Here is a 26,109-nt window from a genome sequence, read left to right on the forward strand (position 1 = left end):
TTCATCAAAACCATTTGATCTTCGGTTCTGTTTTGTTTATAATCCGTTTGATGTTTGCCCTGTGTCTGTAGATAACAAACGCCGTCAGGAGCGTCACTACGATTAATAAATAAGGATCTTTTACAAACAGACAGTAAATAATCGTATAAATCCCTGTTAACATTGAAGACAGAGAAACAAATTTCGTAAGGAATAAAAATACGAAAAACACTGCAACCATCGTTACAAATAACAGCGGAGCATAAAACAGCAGGACGCCTCCCGATGTGGCTACGGCTTTTCCGCCCTTGAATTTCGCGAACACGGGGAATACATGGCCGATCACTGCTGCCACCCCTGCGAGAAGAGGATGAATGGGAACGTGCAGTAAGTACGGCAGCGCCGCGGCTAAGGTGCCTTTTAAAATATCGGCTGCAACGACGACAGATCCCGCTTTAACGCCAAGCGTGCGAAAAGCATTTGTCGCGCCTAAATTTCCGCTTCCGTGTTCTCTAATATCAATCCCTTTTGCAAGTTTGCCTACCACTAAACCTGACGGGATGCTGCCCAATACATAGGCCAAAATAATCAATAAAGCAATCAACATCTACATTTCTCCTTTTCAATGTCCCTTCACTCTATTTTAACACGAGTTGTTACCATCTGATGACAAGTTTTTTTGAGAATTAAGCTGACAAACCGCTTTTTTTGATTCCGATGAAGCTGTCGTGTACAATAAATCAAAAGGAGATGGTAAAGATGCAAAATCCTTCAAAATCAGAGATTAAAGACATTCTTGACCGAAGCAAACGGATCGCAGTCGTCGGGCTGTCAGACCGTCCCGACCGGACTTCTTATATGGTCTCCAAAGCGATGCAGGATGAAGGGTACGAGATTATCCCCGTCAATCCGACGATTGATGAGGCGCTTGGCGTGAAAGCGGTCGCTTCGTTAAAAGACGTGGAGGGACCGATTGATATCGTGAATGTGTTCAGACGCTCTGAGCAGCTTCCGGGTGTCGCTGAAGAATTTTTACAGACAGACGCTCCCGTTTTTTGGGCGCAGCAGGGCCTTGCAAATGAAGAAGCGTATCGCATGATTACAGACAAAGGAAGGACGGCTGTTATGGATTTATGTATAAAAGTCGCCCGCGCTGTTATAAAATAGGAACAAAAAAAGGCAAAAATCCTTGGCAAATCAGGGGTTTTTGCTTTTTTATTGAAAGAATACTCTTTGCGTATGGTGTTGAAACAGATACAATAAAGCATGAACAGTTTTTTTAGAAACCCCTTTATACAGGGGTTTACAGTCTGTTTGCGATGGCCGGCAAAAATCTATATAATAGAAAGCGAACTCATGTTCTTATTTGCCGAAAAGGGCACCAAAAAGATGAAAAGTCGTTCGAATGTATGTCTTGCGGCCTAAAAAACGAGCCATTCGCTTAAATATGTTGCGAAATCAAGCATATTGGTTATAATTGTGAGTCCGAGGAGAATTGGACCGAAGCTTGCGCATACTGAAAAACAAAGACATGAAAACACTTAAAAAAGAGAATGATTAAGAGCAGGTTTTTTGAAAGGGGTTTGTACGTTTGGCTAGAAAACAGCAATTTGATTACAACGAAGATGCCATACAGGTGCTTGAAGGCCTGGAAGCCGTCAGAAAACGACCGGGAATGTACATCGGTTCGACGGACGCACGCGGCCTGCACCATCTGGTATATGAGATCGTCGACAATTCCGTCGATGAAGTTCTTGCCGGCTACGGAGATCATATTATCGTAACGATACATAAGGACAACAGTATCTCCGTGCAGGACAGGGGGCGCGGAATGCCGACCGGGATGCATAAGCTCGGAAAGCCGACACCGGAAGTTATTTTCACCGTGCTGCATGCGGGAGGTAAATTCGGACAGGGCGGCTATAAAACAAGCGGAGGTCTGCACGGCGTCGGCGCATCTGTCGTAAACGCTTTATCAGAGTGGCTGACAGTTACCATTGAGCGTGACGGCCATGTTTATAAACAGCGGTTTGAAAACGGCGGCAAGCCTGTGACTTCACTTGAAAAGATCGGAACGACCAAAAAAACGGGAACGCTTACCCATTTTAAACCTGATCCGTCAATGTTCAGCGCAACGGTTTATAATTTTGACACGCTGTCAGAACGTCTGCGCGAATCCGCATTTTTATTAAAAGGCTTGAAAATAGAATTAATTGATGAGCGGAACGATGTGAAAGAAGTATTTTATTATGAGAACGGAATTGAAGCATTTGTCGCTTATTTAAATGAAGAAAAAGACGCTTTATGCGAAGTGGTTTCCTTTGAAGGCGAGCATCATGACATTGAAGTCGATTTTGCGTTCCAATTTAATGACGGATACTCAGAAAATATGCTGTCATTCGTTAATAACGTCAGAACAAAGGACGGCGGAACCCACGAATCAGGAGCCAAAACGGCAATGACAAGAGCGTTTAATGAGTATGCGCGAAAGGTCGCGCTTCTGAAAGAGAAAGACAAAAACCTCGAAGGCGCCGATATCAGGGAAGGTTTGTCCGCGATCATTTCCGTGCGGATCCCGGAGGAACTGCTGCAATTTGAAGGCCAGACAAAAGGAAAGCTTGGCACAAGTGAAGCGAGATCAGCCGCAGACGCTGTCATTTCTGAGAATCTTGCTTATTTCTTGGAAGAAAACCGCGATACGGCGACCCTGCTCGTCAAAAAAGCAATTAAAGCAAGCCAGGCCCGTGAAGCGGCCCGTAAAGCGAGAGAAGAAGCGAGAAGCGGCAAAAAACGCAAAAAATCAGAAGCGACGCTGAGCGGAAAACTCACACCTGCCGGTTCCAGAAATCCGGCGAAGAATGAATTGTATCTCGTGGAGGGAGACTCTGCAGGAGGTTCTGCAAAGCAGGGAAGAGACCGGAAATTCCAAGCCGTCCTGCCTCTTCGCGGAAAGGTCATCAACACAGAGAAAGCAAAGCTTGCTGACATCTTCAAAAATGAAGAAATCAATACGATTATTCATGCGATCGGCGGCGGAGTCGGCGCAGATTTTGAGATAGAGGACATTAATTATGACAAGATCATCATCATGACGGACGCGGATACCGACGGCGCGCACATTCAAGTCTTGCTGCTAACGTTTTTCTACCGCTATATGAAACCTTTAATTGAGCAAGGAAAAGTCTTCATCGCGCTTCCGCCTCTTTATAAAGTGAGCAAAGGGAGCGGCAAGAAAGAGATTATTGAATATGCTTGGTCCGATGAAGAAATGGACGGCGTTTTAAAGAAAGTCGGCAAAGGCTACACCATTCAGCGCTATAAAGGTCTGGGAGAAATGAACGCAGACCAGCTCTGGGAAACGACGATGAATCCTGAATCGCGAACGCTCGTCAGAGTCAAGATTGACGATGCGGCACGCGTAGAGCGCCGCGTAACGACATTAATGGGAGACAAAGTAGAACCGAGAAGAAAATGGATTGAAAAGAATGTTGCCTTCGGATTAGACGAGGAAAGCAATATTTTAGAAAATGAAAACTTGTCGGTCGCTGAGGAGGTTTAATAGTGGCACAGCCAGAATTATTTCATGATTTACCGTTAGAAGAAGTAATCGGCGACCGTTTCGGACGCTACAGTAAATACATTATCCAAGACAGGGCGCTGCCTGATGCACGTGACGGTTTAAAGCCGGTGCAGCGAAGAATTTTATACGCCATGCACGCAGACGGAAATACATTCGATAAAAATTTCCGGAAAGCGGCGAAAACGGTCGGAAACGTTATCGGTAATTATCATCCGCACGGAGACAGCTCCGTTTATGAAGCGATGGTGCGGATGAGCCAAGATTGGAAAGTGCGGAATGTGCTGATTGAAATGCACGGCAATAACGGCAGCATTGACGGTGATCCGCCGGCTGCCATGCGTTATACGGAAGCGAGATTATCTTCTATCGCATCAGAGCTTTTGCGGGACATTGATAAAAACACGGTTGAATTCGTTCCGAACTTTGATGACACAAGTAAAGAGCCGGTTGTTTTGCCTGCCATGTTTCCTAACTTGTTGGTCAACGGATCAACCGGGATTTCGGCGGGCTATGCGACTGATATTCCTCCTCATCATCTGGGTGAGGTCATTGATGCCGTCATTAAGCGGATTGAATCGCCCGATTGCACCGTCGATGACTTGATGCAGGTGATTAAAGGGCCTGACTTTCCGACAGGAGGCATTATTCAAGGTGTCGACGGTATTCGGAAGGCCTATGAAACCGGTAAAGGCAAAATTATCATCCGCGGAAAGGCTGAAGTGGAAGCTGTAAGAGGCGGACGGGAGCAGATCGTCATTACAGAAATCCCGTTTGAAGTAAACAAAGCCAATCTTGTAAAGAAAATGGACGAATACCGCATTGATAAAAAAGTCGAAGGCATTTCTGAAGTCCGGGATGAAACGGACCGCACGGGACTTCGGGTGGTCGTTGAATTAAAGAAAGAAGCCGACGCAAAGGGCATCTTGAATTTCTTATATAAAAACACGGATCTGCAGACAACGTATAACTTTAATATGGTCGCCATACATAACCGCCGGCCGATGCTGATGAGTCTTACGGCCATTCTGGATGCGTATATTTCCCACCAGAAGGAAGTTGTGACAAACCGCTCCGTCTTTGAATTGCAAAAAGCAAAAGAGCGGCATCATATCGTTGAGGGACTGATGAAGGCACTGTCTGTGTTAGATGAGGTCATTGCCGTTATCCGGGCAAGCAGCGATAAAAAGGATGCAAAACAAAATTTAATTTCTAAATTCTCATTCACGGAGCCTCAGGCGGAAGCGATCGTATCCTTGCAGCTGTATCGTCTGACAAACACGGATATTACGGCGTTAAAAGAGGAAGCGGAAGAGCTCAGCAAGAAAATTCAGGAGCTCGAAGCCATTTTAAGTCATGATAAAAAGCTGTTAAAAGTCATTACCAGCAGCCTGAAAAAATTGAAAAAGACCTATGCTGACAGCAGACGTTCGGTCATTGAAGAGAAGATTGAGGAAATTAAAATCAATCTGGAAGTCATGGTTGCCTCTGAGGACGTATATGTGACAGTCACGAAAGACGGCTATGTAAAACGAACAAGCCAGCGGTCATTTGCCGCTTCCAACGGCCAGGATTTCGGGATGAAGGACACGGACAGGCTGATTCACCAATTTGAAATGAATACAACGGATGTTCTCCTGCTCTTTACCAATAAGGGAAGCTATATATATTGTCCGGTTCACCAGCTTCCGGATATCAGGTGGAAAGACATGGGGCAGCACGTAACGAACATCACCACGATTGACCGTGATGAAACGATCGTGAAAGCTATATCGGTAAAAGAATTTAATCCAGCTTCATATTTATTGTTTATGACGAAAAACGGTATGGTGAAAAGAACTGAAATGACGCATTACAAAGCGCAGCGCTACTCGAAAGCGCTTGTTGCTCTTAACCTTAAAGGGGACGATGAGCTGGTTGATGTTCATGTCACAGACGGCGGCTGTCAGCTGTTTATCGCCACCCACCTCGGGTACGGCTTATGGTTCGGTGAAGATGAAGTGAATGTAGTCGGAGCCCGTGCGGCCGGCGTGAAGGGCATTAATTTAAAAGACGGTGATACCGTCGTATCAGGACAAATCCTGCATGAAACAGATTCGCTTGTCCTCGTCACACAGCGGGGAGCCATCAAACGGATGAATCTCTCTGAATTCGAAAAAACATCCAGAGCAAAGCGCGGCGTCATCATGCTGCGTGAGCTTAAAAAGAACCCGCATCGTGTTGTCGGAGTATTCGCTTGCGCTTTAGCCGACACGATTGCTGCAGAAACAGAAAAAGGCGAGAGAATTGAAACCACCGTGAAATCCTTGCGGGCTAATGACCGGTACAGCAACGGCTCCTTCTTTACAGATGAAGATGAGACAGGGCCGGTAACAGATGTATGGCGCATACCCGCGTCTGATGTTTAAGAGTAAAAATAAAATAAAAAAACCTCCGCTCAATTGGTCCTGAGCGGAGGTTTTGCTTTTTAGCTTTCGTGGCTGCCGAATAAGTCAGTGATAGCGTGAACGACTTCAATTCCCTGCCATACAAATAAGTTCAATGCAGTGAATGAAAATAAGCCTAAAATCACCATTCGTAAGATAAACAACATGTTTAACGACCTCCTCATTTTATGTTACATAGACAGGCGATGTTGAACATGAAGCTTATCGAAATACGAGGACTGATAAAATTTAGCGATTAAAAAGCTTTTCTTTCGCTGTCTTCTCCGGGAAGCGGGGCGTTTTCTGTCTGATATCACCATCAGTGAGACAGAAGCGGCAAAAAGCGCCGTCAAAATAAATGAGCCCGTCAGCGATTTTTTGTCATCATCAACGTTTTGGCCGGCCTTCATTTCGTGCATTTCCTGCTGATCGGCTACCGCTTTAAAATGATGAGCAGTGTCAAACGCATGGGGAATGGAGAGCAAATGAAAGCTTGCAATCGCTAAAAATAAAATAGATGCTTTTAGAAACAAGATTTTTTTCAAATGTTCTCCCCCCTTCATAAGTCTGAATATTTTTATTATAATACCCTAATTTAAATTAAAAGTAAACACATTTATTAAATTTAAAAAATTATTATCCTGGTTAAGTATATACCATTCCGTCCGTCTTTTCATCTCTTTTTTCTTAAAGGCTATTTGTTATCATATGCACGCAAGCCTTCTGACGTGACAACATTTTTCAGTCTGAGGGATAAAAAAAGAGCATACCAATAAGGAAAGCGTAATGGAGAAACCAAAACATTTTCTTAAAAAAACTTCTCAACACCTGTTTGTGTGATATAATAATACTCGTTGTGTTAAAAAATCTAACATATGCAGCAAAATGACAGTAAAAGATATGTAAAAGGGAGGTTAAACATGGAGGCTTTCATCAGTGAAATCATAAATGTTCCAAATGATTTTATTTGGAAGTATCTTGTTTATATTTTAGTAGGAATCGGATTGTTTTTTACGTTCCGTTTTCGCTTTATTCAATTCCGATACTTTATTGAAATGTTCAGAATCGTCGGGGAGAAGCCGCAAGGAAATAAAGGAGTGTCTTCAATGCAGGCATTCTTTATCTCGGCCGCTTCCCGTGTCGGAACCGGAAACTTGACCGGTGTCGCGCTGGCGATTGCAACAGGCGGTCCCGGCGCAGTATTTTGGATGTGGATCGTAGCGATTGTCGGTATGGCTTCCAGCTTTGTGGAAAGTACGTTGGCGCAGCTTTATAAAGTGCGTTCAGGCGAAGATTTCCGCGGCGGACCGGCATATTACATGGCAAAGGGCCTCGGCGCCCGCTGGCTCGGTATTTTATTCGCCGTATTGATTACCGTTTCTTTCGGGCTTATATTTAATGCCGTACAGTCAAATACGATTTCCGTCGCGTTTGACGAAGCATTCCATGTGAATAAAACAGTTATCGCAATCATTTTAGCTGTATTAACGGCTTTCATCATATTCGGCGGTCTGAAACGTGTTGTATCCGTTTCACAATTAATCGTTCCCGTCATGGCGGGTATGTATATTCTGATCGCGCTGTATGTCGTTATTGTGAATATTACGGCGGTACCTGAGCTGCTGGTTACGATTGTGAAAAATGCGTTCGGTCTTGAGCAGATCGTCGGCGGAAGCTTAGGGAGTATCATTATTATCGGAGCGCAGCGCGGCCTGTTTTCAAACGAAGCGGGTATGGGGAGCGCGCCGAATGCCGCAGCAACTGCACACGTGTCGCACCCGGCTAAACAGGGATTCATCCAGACGCTCGGCGTGTTTTTTGATACTTTTATCGTTTGTACATCGACTGCTTTTATCATTTTATTGTACAGCGTTACGCCTAAAGGCGACGGCATCCAAGTGACACAAGCCGCACTGCAGCACCATCTTGGCGGCTGGGCGCCGACATTTATTGCGATTGCGATGTTTTTATTCGCATTCAGCTCAGTCGTCGGCAACTATTACTATGGTGAAACGAACATTGAATTTATTAAAACAAGCAAAACATGGCTTAACATTTACCGCGTATTCGTCATCGTGATGGTGGTATACGGATGTTTGGCTGACTTCCAGATTGTCTGGGATATGGCAAACTTGTTTATGGGACTCTTGGCTCTCATTAACTTAGTGGCAATCTTGCTGCTGAGTAATGTAGCCTACAAGATCTATAAGGATTATGCCGCTCAGCGCAAAAAAGGTCTTGATCCCGTGTTCAAAGCTGAGAATGCCCCAGAGCTGAAGCATATTGAAACATGGGCGGAAGAAGAAGGTACAAGCCCTGAACGCAAGACTGCTAACTAAGGAAATTTGCATATATTTTTCAAAACCCCTCACAGAAAAATGTGAGGAGTTTTTTATGTGAAAAACTGTTCTTGTAAACAGACTTTTTTGAATTTATTGTATTTTCATCTTGTATCTGTAAGGGTTTTCGTGTAAAGAAGGATCTCACATTGGCAACCCAAAATGGGGCTGATTTTCACCAATTTCTCTGTCGGATTTGCTATGTTTAACTGAAGATAAAAAGACAAAATCACTTATATATAAGTCAACAAAGTCACAGAGGCTCTCCTGCTGGAAACGGGATGGCCTTTTTGTTCTGCCGCTTTATCTGTTCCTATGATAATATAGGAATTGTTTACAAAAGAAGGGAAGAGGAGGGGGCATGAAACAGAAGCCGATATATGTCGAAATCAATATTGCATCTGATATAGAAACGCTTTGGGAATATACGCAAAACCCGCTTCTTCATAAGGAATGGGACCTGCGCTTTTCTGACATTACATATCTTCATAGGTTGCCAGGTGAACCGCAAAGATAAAGATTCCTATATGAAACACGGATCGGTTTTGGGCTGAAGGTATCCGGCACAGGCAAATCAATGGGTGACAAAAGGCCTCAATCGTCAGAAAGGGTCTCAGCGCTTGCATTTGCCTCTGATCACCCGCTGTCTCTGATAAAAGAGGGCAGAGGCTATTGGAAGTATATAGAGCGGGATAACGGAAACATACATTTTTGACTCAATATTAATATGAAACGGCCCGCGGTCTGCCGGGAAGATTGATAGACCGGTTTTTATTTCGTCCTCTGCTGGGCTGGGCTACCGCATGGAGCTTTGATGCGTTACGGCTTTGGATAGAACAAAACAGACATCCTAAGATATCCATCCGTTTTGGATTTGTCTATGTCTTGATGTGTCTGATATTCAGTCTGTATTGGTTTTTTCAAGGCTTTTATGATTGCTTTGCCGATGCAGAGATAGTGAGGGGCGCGCTGGAGACAGGGTTAGGGGTATTATGGCTGCTTCCCATGCGGAGAAAGCGGCTGATTCACGCCGGGCAGTCAGTCTTCTTTTGTATATCGGCAATGCTATATTCCGGCGGCGGATTCGCGATCCCGTTAGGAATACTTACGATAGCTGGTTTGATTCTTGAGCTTAAGCTGCCGAGCGCCGGACATACAAAACGAAAGAGAGAGAAGCGAAATGACGGATTCAATGTATGAAAAAGCAATTATTCATTATCAATCACTGCATCCAATGCTGCAGAAAAGGTACAGGCTTGGCGGATCAAGCACATTTTGCGGAGAAGGAGTTATGTCAGAAATTAAGGGAGGATCTTTGTTTGTCAGAATGCTTTTAAAGACCGGCGTTTTTTTCAGATGTTTTTTCTCAGAGAGGGGCAAAGATATCCCTTTTACCATCGAAAACAAAAACAGGCTAAATGGCGTGGAATGGAACCGTACCTTTTTCTTTAAAGGAAAAACGCGTTATTTTGATGCAGTCATGGAATATGACGAGCGGGAAAATAGAATTCTTGATTACTTCGGCAAGCCTCACATCCTTCTGTCTGAACTGCATTTAGAAGCGTCTTCAGCCGGAGGGCTTGTCATTACATCCGGAAAGCAGTGGCTCCTGATAGGCGGAAAGAAAATCCTGCTGCCGGCATGGCTGTGCGGCAGTTCAACCGTTTATGAGGCTTATGATGAGGAGATGAATTGCTTCAGCATAAAGGTACATGTGAAAAACCGGATACTCGGCACACTTTTCTTTTACCGGGGGACTTTTCGGGAAACAGAGGGAGAAATATGCTGAAACGTCATCTTATTGTAAGTGCGGTTTGCTTTTTGGGATTTGCGGCGGCTGAAGCTCCGCATCTATCAGCTGCTGAGACGTTTGTTTTATTATCCGTCCTTCTTTTCGTTCCTGCTGTATTCCCTTTTGCTTTTCGGTCTTCAAAAACTTTAGAGAACGTGTTATTACGGAGTTATCCTATTGCCGCTTTAAGTGCGGCGCTTGCGCTGATCACAGACTTCAGCTTTTTTGCCGTTGTGTGGTTCATTTATACGCTTGGTTTGGCGCTGTATGCTGTACTGCGGCTGGTGAAAACAAATATTCATAGAACAGAAGAGATGTCAGTTATGGCAGGCTTTGTTTATTTAGCCGGCGGCGGAGTCTGGTTTTTCGCATACGTTCTTCAGATTCCCGTCATGGATTTCAGTCCGCTTATCGTGCTGCTGACGGCTGTGCACTTTCACTATTCCGCATTTCTTATTCCGATCTTCAATGGTTTGCTCGGAAGGATCATCCGGGAGAACCGCGTCCTTTACAGGTGGAGCACGGTCATCATTTTGATTTCGCCGATTCTTATTGCCATGGGGATTACATTTTCAAAGACACTTGATGTGATTGCCGTCGCTCTGTATCTGGCGGGTCTGTATGTTAATGCGTATCTCGTCTTTAAGGCGCCGTTTGTTACGAAAACAGGCAGTATCTTAATCAGGGGCTCTTCAGCTGTGTTAATGATAACAATTGCTTTTTCTTTAATATATTCGTTCGGTGTCTTCCGCGGGGAGGCAACGTTTACGATCAGCCAGATGATTTGGATTCACGGGGCCGTCAATGCATTCGGCGTTATTCTGCCGGCTTTGGCCGGCTGGAGAATAGAAAACCCAAGACCGTTCGATGAAGGCAGTGAACGAACGTTCAGCCGTATTTACGGAAAGAGGACGATAGGCAAAAATTTTTTGAATGATATTCATGCAGCAAATGACATACATTATACCGGCCTTCTAGATCAGATGAGAGAGCTGCATTCTGAAGACTTTTCTGCCGAAAAACTGTCGCCGGCCGTTATTTCCTTTTATGAAAAGACAATTGATTATGACATCAAGGCGAAAGTGACGTGGAGCAGATGGTTTCGTCCGTTTGCGCGCATGTACGAGCCGTTCAGCAGAAGAGCGGGGCAGATCCATCTGTCAATGAATCCGGATTGGTATATCATGCACAGCGATATGAAAGGTGTTGACTCTGACAGAGACGGACGAAAGCATGTCCGTGCGTGGATCAGAACTAATGAAAGGCAGGAAACCGTCTTTACTGCACTGTATTCAGTGTACAGGTCAAATGGGGAGGGATACATAAATATTTCTCTCCCGCTGCCGTACAGCCAAATGACGGGCATTTTAAAGCCTTATGCGCATAAGCAGAATCTTGTTTTGACGAGCAGACGCCGAAAAAGCGGAGCGGGTGATGAAGGAATTTATCTTCAAACGAAATGGTGGGCATGTCATCTTCCGCTGGCAGAGACATTTCTTATTGCGGCCCAAAACGAAACAACACTAAAGGCCGTTCATCATATGTGGCTGTTCGGCCTGAAGTTTTTAACTGTGCATTATCGGATCACTCACGCTCCCTGAAGCAAATAACAAGCTGCAAAGCCGTCTGTTCATCAGGCGGCTTTTTCTCATCATATGGGAGCGGGAATATTCATATTGACTGAAAGCGCTTTTGTTATTGTGATGTACTCAAGCAGCCCAATGGCGCTTTATTTCGTTCAAGTTTGCATAGGCTTTCAATTGGCTTTATTTTTCCATTGCTGCTTGGAATGTCGATTGAAACTGTTCCGCAAGACATGAGAGCAACAACGATGGGGGCGTATCAGGCGCTTTATGGACTATGTGGGAAGCCGATGCGAGAAAATCGGCGGAAACGAGCAGGGAAGGTGCGGCAGAGTATTATCAGACATGAATTTTTCATTTGTGCGCGTTTTCATTGGATAATAAAATGCAGAAAACAGCAATGGTTTGCTTTTGATAATTTGAAAATTGCTTTTGTACCGTTTGCAGTGTCAGGTTTGATTCAGCTGTATCTACAACAGGTTAACAAAATGACCGCAAACGCAACAGACCGCTTATTTTGTTATAAATTTCTTTTCTGTCTCAATAACTAAAGTATACTTAAGTGTTGAGACACAGATTTTATTCTTTTGTGCAACTTCCTAGAATATATATTATGTAAACTAGAAAATGAAATTCATATTGGGTTCTTTTAAGCCTGGGTCTCCTTCCTCTGATTATTTAAGCGGTGCTTGTTAATTTAAGGTTGATGTAAGGTTCGGATTAATACAGGTTAAGGTTGAGATTGTACAATAGGTTTGTACTTCAGTAAGGGATTCAGTCAAAGGAATTCCCCTTCAATAAATGATAGAGGTGAAAAGTTTTGAGAGAAAATAAAATTTTGTCTTCATTATGTTACTTCAGTATATTTTTTGCGCCGTTTTTGTTTCCGATTATCGTCTATTTCTTAGGTCAGGACGATGTGAAATATCATGCGAAAAAATCTTTGTGGACGCATTTGATACCTTATTTAATTTTCGGAATTGGCATCATCGGTTCAGGTTTACTTGGTATGAAAGACATCAGTCATGCTGGGCCTTTCCTGCTTGCGACATATGCCGTTACATTTATTTTGGCGATCTATTTTTTCATCTGGAACATTGTCAAAGGAATCAAAGTGTTTTCGGAACAATAAGTAAAAAAACGGTTCTGTTATTGATGAGCAGAACCGTTTTTTTTGTGTGGCCATTAGGATAATTGGATATCTATCGTTGTCCCTTTCCCCGCGGTGCTGTGAATGGTGATGTCCCCGCCGTGCTTTTGGATAATATCCTTTGCTATGGCCATCCCTAGACCAGAGCCTGCATGCGCTGTTCCTGTATTTGTCCCTCTGTAATAGCGGTCAAACACTTTCTCCAGCTCCTCCTCTTCTATCCCTTTGCCGTTGTCCTTAATTGTCACATGGGTTCGTTCTTTTTGTTCAAGCTGTACAACGATCTTCACATCAGGATCATTGTGAACGAGAGCATTTAAAATGAGATTCGTGACCGCTCTTCTGATCAATATTACATCAAGGTTCAGAATCAGCTTTTCCAGGCTGGTTTGAAGCTCAATAGTCTTATCCGCATATCTGGAATCGTTTAAAATATCAATTAATGTTTCCCGCAGCAGCAAAACAAGGTTTACCTGCTCTTTATTTAACATCACATCGTTGTTTTTCAGCCTTGTCGTTAAATTTAAATCTTCCACAACTTCTTTCATATAGAGGGATTTATTCTCAATGATTTGGGCGTAATCTCTGATCTGATCGACTGAAAGATGGTAATTTGGATCTTTGATGATTTCTGCATAGCCTTGTATAGAGGCTAATGGTGTTTTAATGTCATGAGAAATATGACTGATCCATTCTTCACGCATTTGCTCTAATTTATCTTTTTCTTTTTTGCTTGACGATAGTTGTTCCGCTAAGTGATTGACATTATAGAACACATCTTTATAAATTCCTTTGGATGTCAATTTGATCGTGTAATCTCCATTAGCTAATCTTTGGATTCCTTGAATGACACTGCCTAGCGGTTTTGTGAGCTGCCGGCTGAATAGATATCCGATCAATAACGCGATCATTGCATCTATTGATAATAAAATGATGGTCCCTGCATTGAACTTCGTCACTAATTCCTTGGTGTCATATGAGAGGATATACTTTGCGAGAGAGGGATTTTTAAACCCTATAAAGTAACTGTACTCCTTGCCGTTCACTTTTTTTCCGCTGGCGTAAATGGTTGATAATAATTTCTTATCCTTATATTTATGTAAATTCACTATTTCTAAAGGCGTATATTTTTCCTTCAGGCCTTTAGGTGCTCTAGCATGATACACATCTTGTCCGTTTTCATCCAATATCTGAATCCAAGCATTCTGTTCTTTTAAGGCTTGTTGGCCCTCTTTGTTTACTGAAATTCCATTATTGGAAAATGTGACATATTGCTGAAATGATCTTGTGAAGGATTCTGGCGTATTTTCTTCCTCATGTTGACTGTTCGCTTGAAAAATGAGCCAAATCATGAAAACAAATAAATTAATGAAAACAGTAATGATGGTTACTATGATGACAGATACCATGTACCTGCCTGTTAATCGCCAATTCATACTTAAGCATCCTTTACAACAAATTTGTAGCCTAACCCTTTTACAGTGACGAGAAAGTCTGGTGTGGATGGGATGGTTTCTATTTTCTCCCGGAGTCTGCGTATATGAACCATCACCGTATTGTCAGAACCGAAGAAATCTTCTCCCCATACAGCTTGATAAAGTGTTTCTTTACTGATCACCCGATTGGGATGCTGCAAAAAATATGTCATGAGCATGAGTTCTTTAGGTGTTAACTCAATAGCCGCTCCGTTTTTGGTGAGCTCGGCTTGCTGCTGATGTAATTCAAAGGGCCCTGCTTTTATCAGGGTGTCGGTTTGAGATGGCTGTAAGTAAGAAGATCTTCTTAGCTGTGCTTTGACCCGATATGCGACTTTCTTAGGGCTGAAGGGTTTTGTAATGTAGTCGTCCCCACCGATGGCAAGTCCTACAATTTTGTCCGTTTCCTCTCCTTTTGCAGACAAAAAAATAATCGGAACATGTGAAATATCTCTTATTTGCTTACAGATATCATAGCCTTCACCGTCTGGGAGCATGATATCCAATATAACCAGATCTGGATTTTCTTGATGAAATTGAGCCAATCCATCACGGGCAGTAGAAGCTGTAATCACGCGATCAATGCCTTCTCTTATTAATACGGTTTTGATCAGTTCCAAAATTTCTCTTTCGTCATCTATTATTAATACTTTGCTTTGAGTCTGCGACATACATTGATCACTCCTTGAAGTCATTGTCTTTATTATACCCAATGTCCGTGCATAGTTAAAAAATCATTACTTCTCTTGTACCACAGAAAATAAGCCAATTTTCTTTTTTGTGTGAGAAAATTGGCTTATTGCTATGATGTTGTCTTTAACGCTTTACAACAAATGTTGTCACGCTTTGAGCTGGAAGATGAGCCCAGAAATGATTGTCGGTTACATTGAGGTCTGTTCCGGGTTGAAGATTGCTGCTGCTGCTCGTGACCCATCTGGACACTTGTGAAGCAGATCCGTTCTGCAATACAAAGTTTTGGTTGACCCCTGTATTGGTTTTGTTAATGGCCACAATCACGACTTTGTTGTCACCTTTATAGGCTGACACGTAAACATTCGGATTAGGGTTTTTCGTTGCATCAATCCTTACATAGCCGGGGCGCACAAACTTTGAGAAATGAGCCATATTGTAGCCTCGTTTGCTGATCGTGCCATCTTCTTTCATAGGACCGTATGATCTTCGGATGTACCACCAAACATAAGCTTGAAAATCCCCTTCTGTCATCGAATTGTGAATATGCTGTGAAACATCCAAGGCCTCGGGCCATCGATCCGCCGAGTTGTTATCACTGTTCGGATAGTATACTTCCGTCATCCAAAGGTCCTTCCCCGCTCCTTTTTGTTTGAAAAGAGGATAAGGAAACTGACTGACCTGCGTACCGTACAGGTGGGTTCCGAGAATATCCATATTCCTAAGCGCCTGCGGATCGTTCAAAATGGGGTCCGATATATTTTTCAAGTATTGAAATGATTCTGGCGCAATCACGCGGGCATTAATGGAACTGGCATTTTCTCTCATGAATCGAAGTATTTCTTGCGGCGTCCACCATGTCCATTCGTGTGCGTAATCAGGCTCGTTTTGCATAGAAATCGCATAAAGATTCACACCATTATTCTTCATGAAGGTAACAAAATCGTTAAGATGCTGCGCGTATGCGGCGTACTTATCGTATCTCAGCCGCTTAGCTGAAGTGTCACCATTATGATTGAAAGTCTCAACCATATCATTTGGCGGATTCCAAGGGGAAGCAAAAACGATTGCTCCATGTTTGATCGCACTCTTTGCAGTCTCTACCTCTTTGTACCAATTATTTCTATTTTCATCCACATGAATTCTTAAGATCGAAAAGCCTAACTGATTCTGTCCATTGCCAAATGCAGTTTCTCTTTGAGCAGCTGTCAAATCTCCAACCCAAGCAGGGTGGTTCATTCCCCCGAAACCGCGAATCACTTGTTTTTCTGCAGATACATTAACTGTTACATCACTTGCCGCCAAGACCTCAGCAGCGCCTGGGCCCATTAACAGTACTGACAGCATAGTGAAACATGCCAATAATAGACAAATTGGTTTTTTTACGCCCGACATCATTTTTTCCTCTCCTTCATCTGTCTTTTGCCGTATTAGAAAAATGTGTTCTGTCTGCTTTTATTTCGAAAACAAGCGGTGCCATAACTGGTGTTATCTTTGCGTAAACTGCCAGTAATCAAAATTAAACAAGTTTCCTGTACCTGTTCCGGTAAATACAAAGAATACGTTGTGTACACCGGTTGCCCCGCTTACCGCAGTTTCTATTTCTCTCCAATTTTGCGTTCCGCCTGTGGAAGGGACATTCAGTGTTCCTGCAAGCTTTCCGTTTACACTGTCAAGCCGCACTTCTATTTTCCCGCCAAGAGCGGATGCTACATTTGCTTTGAACGCCCTGGCACCGCCTGACCCGAAGTCTGCATTCCCTACAGCAATCCAGTCTCCGTTATGAATGTTTGTTATATGTTGATTATTTACCGGCCCGCCGGGTGCAGAGGAATTCTCGGTCAAAATCCGTCCATTCCAAGCAAACGTTTCAGCTTCTACCCGGTTATATGGATTCAAATTAGAAAGCTGTGTTACGCCTGTATAATTTGCCGCTACCTCTTGAATAGATCCGTCTGGATTATGCACCAGCTTATTAATATGGGGCGAACGGTATCCTTTCCCGGCTCCGAACAGAGCGGAGCTGACAGTTTGAGTATGATACACCACATACCACTCGTTTTTAAAATTGAAAACAGCATGGTGGTTGTTTCCGCCGCCTCCGAAAAATGATCCCGGATTTTTCAGGAAGTGCCCTCTATACGTAAAGGGACCCATGGGACTTGAGCCGGTCATGTAGCCAATCTCACCTGGAGGTTTATCGGCCGGGTGCGCGCCTCCGAAATTGAAGCAATAGGAATAGTAATATTTTCCGTTGTACTTATGCATTCCCGAATCTTCAAACATAAAAGGCGCATCAATCGTAGACGCACTTCCGACAACACTGGTCATATCAGGCCCTAATTTCATGACTCTTGCTGTTTTAGGATTGGCCCATTGCCCCTGTGTGGGATTTGAACCGCCTGGAACGCCTCCGCCGGCATATAGGTAACCAGTACCATCATCATCTACGAACACTGCCGGATCAAAAAGCCATACAACACCGGACATTCCTGGTGTACTTGGCGTTACCAGCGCTTTTTCGATCGGATCTGTCCATGGGCCGGTCGGGCTGTCTGCGGTGAGAACACCGATGCCTCCGCCGCTGTTTGCGAAATAAAGGAAGAATTTATCCTTGCCATTGATTTTTTTAACTGCGATTGATGGTGCCCATGACGCCCCTGCCCATTTTGCTATCCCACGGCCGCCATTAGCTCCATTAGCACCTGCTACTGGAATGGCTCCGTGGTCTGTCCAGTTCACCATATCCGCTGAAGAAATGACGAATACTTTATTTAAATTGGCAAATGAATTATCTTTAATCGTTCCGTTGCTATTATATTCATAGTCATCACTTGACATATAAATATAGACTCTTCCGTTATAGGTCAGCGCAAACGGATCTGCTCCCAAATGATGGTCGATAAGCGGGTTTGAATTCCCTGCTTGTTTTGCAATTGGAGTGCTTACCGCATTCGCATATTCCCCAGGTAAACAGCTCAATAATAAATCAAGAATCAATAAACATACGCTGCACTTTTTCATCAGCTTAACATCCTCCTGTTTCCACATATTTGGTTTTTAAAAAATATGACAACAACAGGTCATGAAGAATGCGTAAAATGAATGATTTTTAGAGTGAAAACGTTGCAAATATCTGACCCTCTTTTATAAAAAATGCCGCCGATTGCAGTCAGCGGCATTTTGCACTGGATCATTTACATTTTGTCAAACTTTGTGTCTCCCGCAAACGATCCCAATAACAGTTGTTCTTCAAGAACGAGCCCGTGCTGATGCCGTTCTTCAATCCTTTTGATAATAGATCGAATGGCATCCGTATTTTCTTCGATATTGTGAGGTTCAAAGATCGTCACATGGTCTCCTTTTAATTTGTATTCAAGGTAATGCTGTGCAGCGGATTGCGCCCAGCCTCTATCGGTCAAATCGCCGCATAACAAATGATGGATATTGGCATTAACGTTGCCGGAATTGATCAGTTCATTGTGATACGTGAGATAGCTTCTGATTTTATCCTTAATCGAAGGAATGGTTAATATTTCTCTGTAATAGTCCGGAATGATATCTATATTCAAATGGACGATCTCTTCAATTTCCGTTTCCGATAAATGCGTCACCGAATCGGTGATTTTAGAATCCAGCATCATCACATCAGATACGGTGCGTCCCCGATTCTCCAAAGCTTTGGCAACCTCAAACGCCAAATTTGATCCTGCAGAGTATCCAAGCAAAACAAAAGGTCCTTGTTCCTGAATGTTTATCATGCTTTCTGCATATCGGGCAACGATCTCCTTCCCATGAGCCGGCTCTTCTAAGAAATCAGCGGCATAGACGGTGCATTCGCCATCAAGCCTTTTCGCCATTTCATTATAAACCAGCCCGTACCCGATTAAAGGCGGGAAACAGAACACAGGGATTGAACCTTCCTGATTCAGCTTGACGAAAACGTTATCCGTCTTGGATTCAAAAACTGCCGCTTGAATGGCGCGTGCCATTGTTTCGATGGTAGGAAAATCATATACGGCTTGATAATGCATGTTGATTCCCATACTGGCGTTAATTTGATGAATGAGCTGTAATACTTTGAGTGAATGGCCGCCGGCGTCAAAGAAGTCATCTTTAATCCCCGGTTCAGGAAGTGCTAAAATATCTTTCCATATATCGGCCAGCTGCTTTTCAATCAGCGTTCCCGGTGCTGCGTATTCAGTTCCGGTCACTCTATTTTCTTCAGGAGCCGGCAAAGCTTTTCGGTCAATTTTGCCGTTAGCCGTTATCGGCATCTTCTCTACTTGTACAAAATAGGCCGGAATCATATACGCGGGCAGTTTGTTCAGCAAATGCCGCTTCAGCTGCGCCGTATTGAATGCTTCGTCCCCTGTCAAGTAGGCGCACAGTTGCTTGGAGCTCTCTTCTTCAATCGCGATGACGATCGCTTCTTTGACAGATTCCAGTTGCAATAAAGCTGTTTCAATCTCGCCGAGTTCAATTCTGTAGCCCCGGATTTTCACCTGATGGTCAATTCTCCCCAAATACTCAATATTGCCGTCGGGCAGCCATCTTGCTAAGTCTCCTGTCCGGTACATCCGCTTTCCTGCTTCAAACGGGTGATCTGCAAACTTCTCTGCTGTCAGCTCCGGACGGTTCAAATAGCCCCGCGCGAGCCCGTCTCCGGCGATACAAAGCTCTCCTGCCACACCAAGCGGCTGAAGATGTTCTGATTCGGGCTGTACGATATACAATTGAATGTTGGAAATCGGTTTGCCTATCGGAACTGAGGCATGCTTGTCTCCCTCTTCGCATTCAAAATACGAAACATCGATCGTCGCTTCGGTCGGTCCGTATAAATTGATGATTTGAGCCTTGCCTGCCGGTGTGATCAAACGGTGAAACCCGGAAACGTGCGCAGGCGTCAAAGCCTCGCCGCTTGCAAATACATATCTTAATGTTTCAAGCTTTCTTTTTAATTCCCCGGAGGATTTCTGCTCCATGGATTCAAGAAAAGCGTGCAGCATCGCAGGTACAAAATGCATAACGGTGATATCTTCCTGCTCAATCGTATCTAAAATGACGTCAGGGTTCTTTTCTCCTCCGTTTGGCAGCAATACCGCTTTTGAACCCGTCATCGACCACCAGAACAATTCCCATACCGATACATCAAAAGTGATTGGGGTTTTTTGCAGAATGGCATCCCGTTCATCCAGCGGGTAGTGTTCCTGCATCCAAACGAGACGATTGATGACAGATCGATGCTCAACCATAACCCCTTTCGGTCGGCCCGTTGATCCCGATGTATAGATGACATAAGCTAAATGATCCGGACCTGCCGTCTGTTCCAGGTTTGAAACATCTTCCCCGGAGAATCGCGGATCTTCCAGATCAAGCACTTTTCCTCTAAAAGGTAAGCCTTCCCTCAAATGACTCTGTACTAACAATAGCTTCGTGCCTGAATCCTCCAAGATATACTGAATCCGGTCGTCCGGATAACTCGGGTCAATCGGTACATACGCACCGCCGGCTTTTAGGATTCCAAAGATTCCGATGATCATTTCCAGTGAACGTTCGACCATCATTCCGACCGGCTGATCTGGCTGCACGCCTTCTGATTGCAATGTCCGGGCAAGTTGATTCGCCCTTTCATTCAGTTCCCGGTAAGTCAGCCGGCTTTTTCCGTATACGACAGCCGTTTGCTCAGGCGTTCGCTCAGCTTGTTCCTCAAACAATTGATGAAGCGTCTTTTCCTTTGGATAATCTGCGGCCGTATCATTAAATGCCTCTATGAGGAGCGAGTGTTCGTCCGCCGTAAGTATATTCAGGTCTTGGACGCGGGCCGCCTGATTGTTGACCATTTGCTTAATGATTTGCATCAAATGCTCTTCCATCCGCTTGACGCTTGCATGATCATAGACATTGCCATTGTAGACAAAATGAATGTCAATTTCCCCCGCCGGCATGACAATGAAATTGAAATCATAATGGGTATGCTCTTCCATATGGAAATTGATAATGTCCAGCGCGTCATGGTCCTGTTTCATATGCTCCATTTGCTTCTCGACCGGGTAGTTTTCAAACACCATGATGTGACTGATCAGCTGCTGTTTTTGTTCGGTTTGAGCCTGAATTTCGTACAACGGAAAAGTATCATATGCCTGAGAGGCCAATGCCTGCTCCTGGCTCAATTTCAACACTTCTTCCACGGTCATTTCAGACTGTGAAGTAATACGTACGGGAATGGTGTTGATAAATAAGCCGACCATGGATTCGATACCCGGAATTTCCGCCGGGCGGCCGGATACGACCGTTCCGAAAACCACATCCTGACTGTTGTTGTATCTTTGCAGCAACAATCCCCACGCACTTTGCATGAAGGTATTCACAGTGACGCCGTGCTTACTTGCGGTCCGTTTGATTTCTTCTGAGAGCTGCTTTCCGAGCGGGAATGCGAGCATTTGTTTTTGATATCCTTCAGCTTGGTTTGGAACTGATTCTTTCGGCAAAACGGTTTGCCCTTCATAACCGTTCAAATATGTTTGCCAATAGGCTGAAGCATTCTTATGATTCTGGTCTTCCAGCCATTCGATATAACGGCTGTACCGGGTGACGGTCTTCCGCTCGGGACTTCTTCTGTCAAGAATCGCATAATAGGTTTCAAATACTTCTTTCGTAATAAGCGGCAGACACCAGCCATCCATTAAAATATGATGGAAGCTCCATATCAATCGGGCTTGATCATCCTCTGTAAGAAGGATTGATACGCGCATTAACGCATCTTGGGTAAGATCGAATCCTCTTGCCTTATCTTTTTGTACAAAGTCGGTAATGAACTCGCCGCGTTCTTCATTCTCCATGCTTCGAATATCTTCTACGGTTATTTCGATAGGTTTTTTTCGGAATACGATCTGCAAAGGCTGATCTTTCCATTCGGTGTAAAAATGAGTCCGGAGTATCTCATGTCTTTCTGCCAGCTGTGACAAACTCATCGTAAATGCCTCGATATCCAAGTCGCCTTTGAGATCAAAAGCGGCTTGTTCAAAGTAAGCTCTGGAAGCCGAATCGATTAAGCTGTGGAACAGCATGCCCTTTTGCATGGGTGTTAAGGGATATATATTTTCAATCTCTCCGATATGCTGTGTTTGCTGAACAAATTGATCTAATTGCGCGATTGTGATGCCTTTCAGCGAAATATCGCTCGGCGTCAGCTGAATTTGTTCTTGAACTGCACAATGTTCGATGACTTCTTTCAGGCTGCTCTTTAAGAGATCGGCACATATTTCCATTGTTTCTCTTCGATATTGTTTACCGCAGTAACTGATGGCCAATGACAGCCGGCTGTCTGAAATCATGCCGTTGATGTCAAGCGTATAGGTAATGGGATGCCTGTCACTCGCAATTTTCCCGCCGGAGTAAGGAGATACCTCGATCCCTCCATTTTCGAGATCTTGATCAAATTGACCGAGGTAATTAAAGCTGATTTCCGGATGTCCGGTCCATTCAGATGCCTTCGGATGATCGGACAAATATTTAATCAGGCCGTATCCTATTCCCTTTTGGGGAATTTGACGCAGCTGTTCTTTCACCGTCCTAATCCGCTGTGAGACGTCTTGATCTGCCTGAATTTGAAGAGAAACCGGGTATTGGCTTGTAAACCAGCCCACCGTACGTGAAATATCAAGGTCTTGAAAAATAGATTCCCTGCCGTGTCCTTCCAGATGAACATGAATCTCTTCATGTCCAGTCCAGCGATGAACAGCTGTACCGAGTCCGGTCAGCAATAAATCGTTAATGTCAGTCGTATAGGCCCGGTTCGATCTTTTTAATAAACATTCGGTTTCTTCCTCTGTCCATTGGACGACGATGGTTTCCCGGTCTTCGGCCAGACCGGCCTCCTGCTCATTGTCCTTTGGCAATTTGTATTGCGGGATATGGCTCTGCCCGAACCAGTATTGATTTTCCGCTTCACATTCTGCACTTTCTGCATAACGTTTCAATCGTTCAGCCCATAGCAGGTAGGAATCCGTCTTCTTAGGAAGCCTGATCGCTTCGCCGTTTTGGAGCTGCCCATAGGCTGACGTTATATCTTCAAGTAAAATTCTCCACGATACGCCGTCGACGACCAGATGATGAATCGCAATCAGCAAATGATCTCCATCCTGACATTGAAACAATCCCAATTTCATGAGCGGTCCTTCGGCTAAATGGATGGATTGCTGAATATCATCGGATATCGTTTCAATCGTTTGGGCAGGGTTGTTTTCTTCGAGTAAAGAGATAACTTCGAGGCTGAATAAATCTCCTTCACCGATCCCCCGGTTTCGGGCTTGGTATCCATGATCTGCCGGAACAAAGACCATGCGCAAAGCATCATGATGTTCTGCAATCTTCTTCATGACTTCCCGAAGCTTCGATTCAACCAAACCCTCTTTAAAATAAAGCATGACGGCTTGATTATAATGGTGCGGATCAGGGTATTGCCGGGCGAAAAACCAATGCTGAACCGGTGTCAGTAAAGCCTGGCCTTTCATTTCCCCTTGTTCTGCGATCCGGGTGACCGGCTCTGCAAAAGGAGCAAGTCTGGAGATTGTCGGGTGTTTGAACAAGTGTTTGATATCAAGCTTATATCCGGCTTGATACAGGCTTGAGGTCACTTGAATCGACTTAATCGAATCTCCCCCCAGCTCAAAGAAATGATCGTCGATACCGACCTGTTCTGTGCCTAATACCGATTCCCACACCCCGGCTAGTATTTTTTCCAGTTCCGTCCGCGGAGCTGTATAGGTATTGCCAGTGAGATTTCCCGTTGGAGCAGGCAGCGCCTGACGATCTATTTTTCCGTTGGAAGTAAGCGGCATCGCTGTCAGCTGTACGAAATAAGCAGGGATCATATAGGCCGGAAGCTGCCGGGACAGATGTTCACGGATCTCACCCGCGGTTAAAGAATGCTGGGCGGTATAATAGGCGCACAAAGTCGTTTCCCCATTGGTTTCTTGTGCGATAACGAGAGCTTCTTGAATCGGCGGTATCTGATAAAATGCCGCTTCGACTTCCCCGATTTCAATGCGGTACCCGCGGATTTTTACCTGATGGTCGATCCTTCCGAGGTACTCGATATTACCGTCCGGCAGCCATCTTGCTAAGTCTCCCGTCCGGTACATTTTCGCCTCCGGTACAAAGGGGTTCCGCATAAACCTTTCAGATGTTAATTCCGGCCGGTTCAAATATCCTCTGGCGATGCCGTCCCCGCTGATATACATTTCCCCCGGGACGCCGATCGGCACCGGTTTCATGCTCTTATCCAGCACATAAATGTTCATGTTGTCCGCGGCGGTTCCGATCGGCACTGATTCCCGTCTGTCGTTTTGCGGGTCAAAGGAATAAATCATACAGCCGACGACCGTCTCTGTAGGACCGTATTCGTTAAAGATTTCGATTCTGCCGCCGAATTTCCCGGTGATGTTTCGGGCGAGACGCGTGCTTAAATTATCGCCGCCAACAATGAATTTCCGAATGGTGCACTCAGGAGAGATGTTCATTTCATTCAATAATTGCAAATGAGCCGGGGTCAGCTTGATTATATCCACCCTTGAATCCTGAATAATGGAATCAAGCAAGACCGCCTTGTTTTCTCCTCCGTAGACAATGATGGTATTTCCGGTAATAAGCGGAGTAAAAACAGACGTTACCGTCAGATCAAAAGCGATGGACGAATATAGCGGAAAATTGGTTTTTTCTCCTTTGACATATACCCCGCGGGCCCACCAAATATAATTGGTTAAACCCTGATGCTCAATTGCTGCACCTTTCGGCTTGCCTGTGGAACCTGACGTGTAAATGACATAGGCCAAATCCTTTGTACTGCTGATCGGTTCAAGGTCAGATCCGTCTTCGTGGTAAGAGCTTTCCTCATCGATGAAAACCATTGTGCCTGCAAGTTCCAATTGTTTTGAGAGATGGCTCTGCGTTAAGACGATATCAGCTTGGGAGTCATCTACTATATACTGTATGCGATGCTTCGGATAATCCGGATCAATCGGCACGTAGGCTCCGCCCGCTTTTAAAACGGCCAGTATTCCCACAACCAGTTCAATCTCGTGTTCGCTGATGATGGCGGTAAGCCGGTCCGCCATTACGCCCTTGGCCCTTAACGTTCGGGCTAATTGATTGGCACGTTCATTGAGCTGGCGATACGTGAATTGCCTATCTCCGCAAATAATGGCTGCTTGATCCGGTGTCCGTTTCACCTGTTCTTCGAATAACTGATAAATCGTCTTATCTCGCGGATATTCAGTTTTCGTATGATGATAGTCAACGAGAAATGTATTTGTCTCCGTTTCTGACAAAATATCCACTTCGCCGAGGGTGAGATCGGGCTGAAATAATATGACGGAAAACAGGCGGTTTAAATGCCCGAGCACCTGCATCATATACTGACGGTCATAGACTTGTTCATTAAAAAATAACTTTACATCAATCGAGTCTTCTCCCATAGCAAACTGAAACAAAGCATCTGAAGCAGCCGTTTCTATGAAACGATCAGGATGAATTTGCTCTAACGAAACAACTGTATGGACGTTCGGCAAATGATTTTCATTGTAGTTCAGCTGCAGCTGTCCGGCCATTTTATCAAAGGGAACGTCCTGATATAAGATCTCTTCATCCAGCGTATGTTTCAGTTCATGGAATATCGATTTAAACGTACTGTCGGCATTGATATGCTGTTTAATTAACATGAGCTGATCTGCACGAAGATCTTCATCAGTTTCGTCTTCAAAAGTTGGAACTCCTGTAATCACGTCCTCTTCCCCTGTGTATTTATACAATAGGGATTCAATACCGATCAGAAGAACCAGATAGACGGCCATTGGCGTTTGATGCGTCATGGTCAGGATGCGCCGTGATACATCCGCACTCAATGTACTGTGAATACAATCAGATGCACCCGTTACATCACGCTTTACTGTTGAGTCGGACACTTGAAACGAAGGGAATGCACTGGGGCGGTCTTCCGCATGAAACATTCGGCCCCAGAACAACTCCTGTTGTTTGAATTCTGACATTCATATCCCTCCAGTTGGTTTCATTCCTGTTTTGAAGAAGGCTGGCGGCA

General features: G+C 44.4%; 15 protein-coding genes and 1 pseudogene. 8 read left to right on the forward strand and 8 right to left on the reverse strand.

The annotated features are described in order from the left end of the window. Positions 1-4: 4 nt before the first annotated feature. Positions 5-586 (reverse strand): glycerol-3-phosphate 1-O-acyltransferase PlsY, encoded by a 582-nt coding sequence (plsY, locus tag BAMF_RS30140; protein WP_013352432.1) that lies wholly within the window; start codon positions 584-586, stop codon positions 5-7. A 152-nt stretch (positions 587-738) separates the two neighbouring features. Here plsY and BAMF_RS30145 point away from each other — a divergent pair, with 152 nt between their 5' ends. From BAMF_RS30145 to parC, 3 genes are all read left to right on the forward strand, one after another. Further along, complete coding sequence (locus BAMF_RS30145; RefSeq protein WP_013352433.1) at positions 739-1,146, forward strand: CoA-binding protein; 408 nt, start codon at positions 739-741, stop codon at positions 1,144-1,146. Between the two features lie 424 nt (positions 1,147-1,570). Then, positions 1,571-3,538 carry a DNA topoisomerase IV subunit B gene (gene parE / locus BAMF_RS30150; protein WP_013352434.1) on the forward strand — a complete coding sequence of 656 codons (1,968 nt, stop codon included), beginning with the start codon at positions 1,571-1,573 and terminating at the stop codon, positions 3,536-3,538. A 2-nt stretch (positions 3,539-3,540) separates the two neighbouring features. After that, positions 3,541-5,964 (forward strand): DNA topoisomerase IV subunit A, encoded by a 2,424-nt coding sequence (gene parC / locus BAMF_RS30155; RefSeq protein ID WP_013352435.1) that lies wholly within the window; start codon positions 3,541-3,543, stop codon positions 5,962-5,964. Between the two features lie 59 nt (positions 5,965-6,023). On the opposite strand, the gene BAMF_RS42025 is transcribed toward parC, so the two are convergent. Together BAMF_RS42025 and BAMF_RS30160 are read right to left on the reverse strand one after the other, a co-directional pair. Then, the gene (locus tag BAMF_RS42025; protein WP_013352436.1) at positions 6,024-6,149 is read right to left on the reverse strand and encodes a hypothetical protein; all 126 of its coding nucleotides are present in this window, start codon (positions 6,147-6,149) and stop codon (positions 6,024-6,026) included. A 24-nt stretch (positions 6,150-6,173) separates the two neighbouring features. Then, positions 6,174-6,527, reverse strand: a complete 354-nt coding sequence (locus BAMF_RS30160; protein WP_013352437.1) for a hypothetical protein — start codon at positions 6,525-6,527, stop codon at positions 6,174-6,176. A 375-nt stretch (positions 6,528-6,902) separates the two neighbouring features. Here BAMF_RS30160 and BAMF_RS30165 point away from each other — a divergent pair, with 375 nt between their 5' ends. The 5 genes and pseudogenes from BAMF_RS30165 to BAMF_RS30190 all read left to right on the forward strand — a co-directional run bounded on the left by BAMF_RS30165 (position 6,903) and on the right by BAMF_RS30190 (position 12,828). Further along, complete coding sequence (locus tag BAMF_RS30165) at positions 6,903-8,321, forward strand: alanine/glycine:cation symporter family protein (RefSeq protein ID WP_013352438.1); 1,419 nt, start codon at positions 6,903-6,905, stop codon at positions 8,319-8,321. A 361-nt stretch (positions 8,322-8,682) separates the two neighbouring features. Further along, positions 8,683-9,521 (forward strand): annotated as a pseudogene (locus BAMF_RS41875) (hypothetical protein). Continuing rightward, positions 9,502-10,110 carry a DUF4166 domain-containing protein gene (locus BAMF_RS30175; RefSeq protein ID WP_013352441.1) on the forward strand — a complete coding sequence of 203 codons (609 nt, stop codon included), beginning with the start codon at positions 9,502-9,504 and terminating at the stop codon, positions 10,108-10,110. Before BAMF_RS41875 ends, BAMF_RS30175 begins: the two are co-directional and overlap by 20 nt. After that, on the forward strand, positions 10,104-11,714 hold the full coding sequence (locus BAMF_RS30180; RefSeq protein WP_013352442.1) for a YndJ family protein: 1,611 nt from the start codon (positions 10,104-10,106) through the stop codon (positions 11,712-11,714). Before BAMF_RS30175 ends, BAMF_RS30180 begins: the two co-directional genes overlap by 7 nt. An 802-nt stretch (positions 11,715-12,516) precedes the next feature. Then, the gene (locus tag BAMF_RS30190; protein WP_013352443.1) at positions 12,517-12,828 is read left to right on the forward strand and encodes a magnetosome magnetite crystal formation protein family; all 312 of its coding nucleotides are present in this window, start codon (positions 12,517-12,519) and stop codon (positions 12,826-12,828) included. 53 nt (positions 12,829-12,881) lie between these two features. Here BAMF_RS30190 and BAMF_RS30195 read toward each other — a convergent pair whose 3' ends face one another. The 5 genes from BAMF_RS30195 to BAMF_RS30215 form a co-directional block, all read right to left on the reverse strand. Then, on the reverse strand, positions 12,882-14,282 hold the full coding sequence (locus BAMF_RS30195) for a HAMP domain-containing sensor histidine kinase (RefSeq protein WP_013352444.1): 1,401 nt from the start codon (positions 14,280-14,282) through the stop codon (positions 12,882-12,884). 2 nt (positions 14,283-14,284) lie between these two features. After that, entirely contained in the window at positions 14,285-14,992 is a 708-nt protein-coding gene (locus tag BAMF_RS30200) for a response regulator transcription factor (protein ID WP_013352445.1), read from the reverse strand. A gap of 145 nt (positions 14,993-15,137) precedes the next feature. After that, a complete protein-coding gene (xynC, locus tag BAMF_RS30205; RefSeq protein ID WP_013352446.1) occupies positions 15,138-16,409 on the reverse strand; it encodes a glucuronoarabinoxylan endo-1,4-beta-xylanase XynC in 1,272 nt (423 codons plus the stop codon). 90 nt (positions 16,410-16,499) lie between these two features. Further along, positions 16,500-18,038 carry a glycoside hydrolase family 43 protein gene (locus BAMF_RS30210; protein ID WP_041481728.1) on the reverse strand — a complete coding sequence of 513 codons (1,539 nt, stop codon included), beginning with the start codon at positions 18,036-18,038 and terminating at the stop codon, positions 16,500-16,502. A gap of 170 nt (positions 18,039-18,208) precedes the next feature. After that, positions 18,209-26,059 (reverse strand): non-ribosomal peptide synthetase, encoded by a 7,851-nt coding sequence (locus tag BAMF_RS30215; RefSeq protein ID WP_013352448.1) that lies wholly within the window; start codon positions 26,057-26,059, stop codon positions 18,209-18,211. Positions 26,060-26,109: the final 50 nt, after the last annotated feature.

It is taken from the genome of Bacillus amyloliquefaciens DSM 7 = ATCC 23350, assembly GCF_000196735.1.
Classification (GTDB): Bacteria; Bacillota; Bacilli; order Bacillales; family Bacillaceae; genus Bacillus; species Bacillus amyloliquefaciens.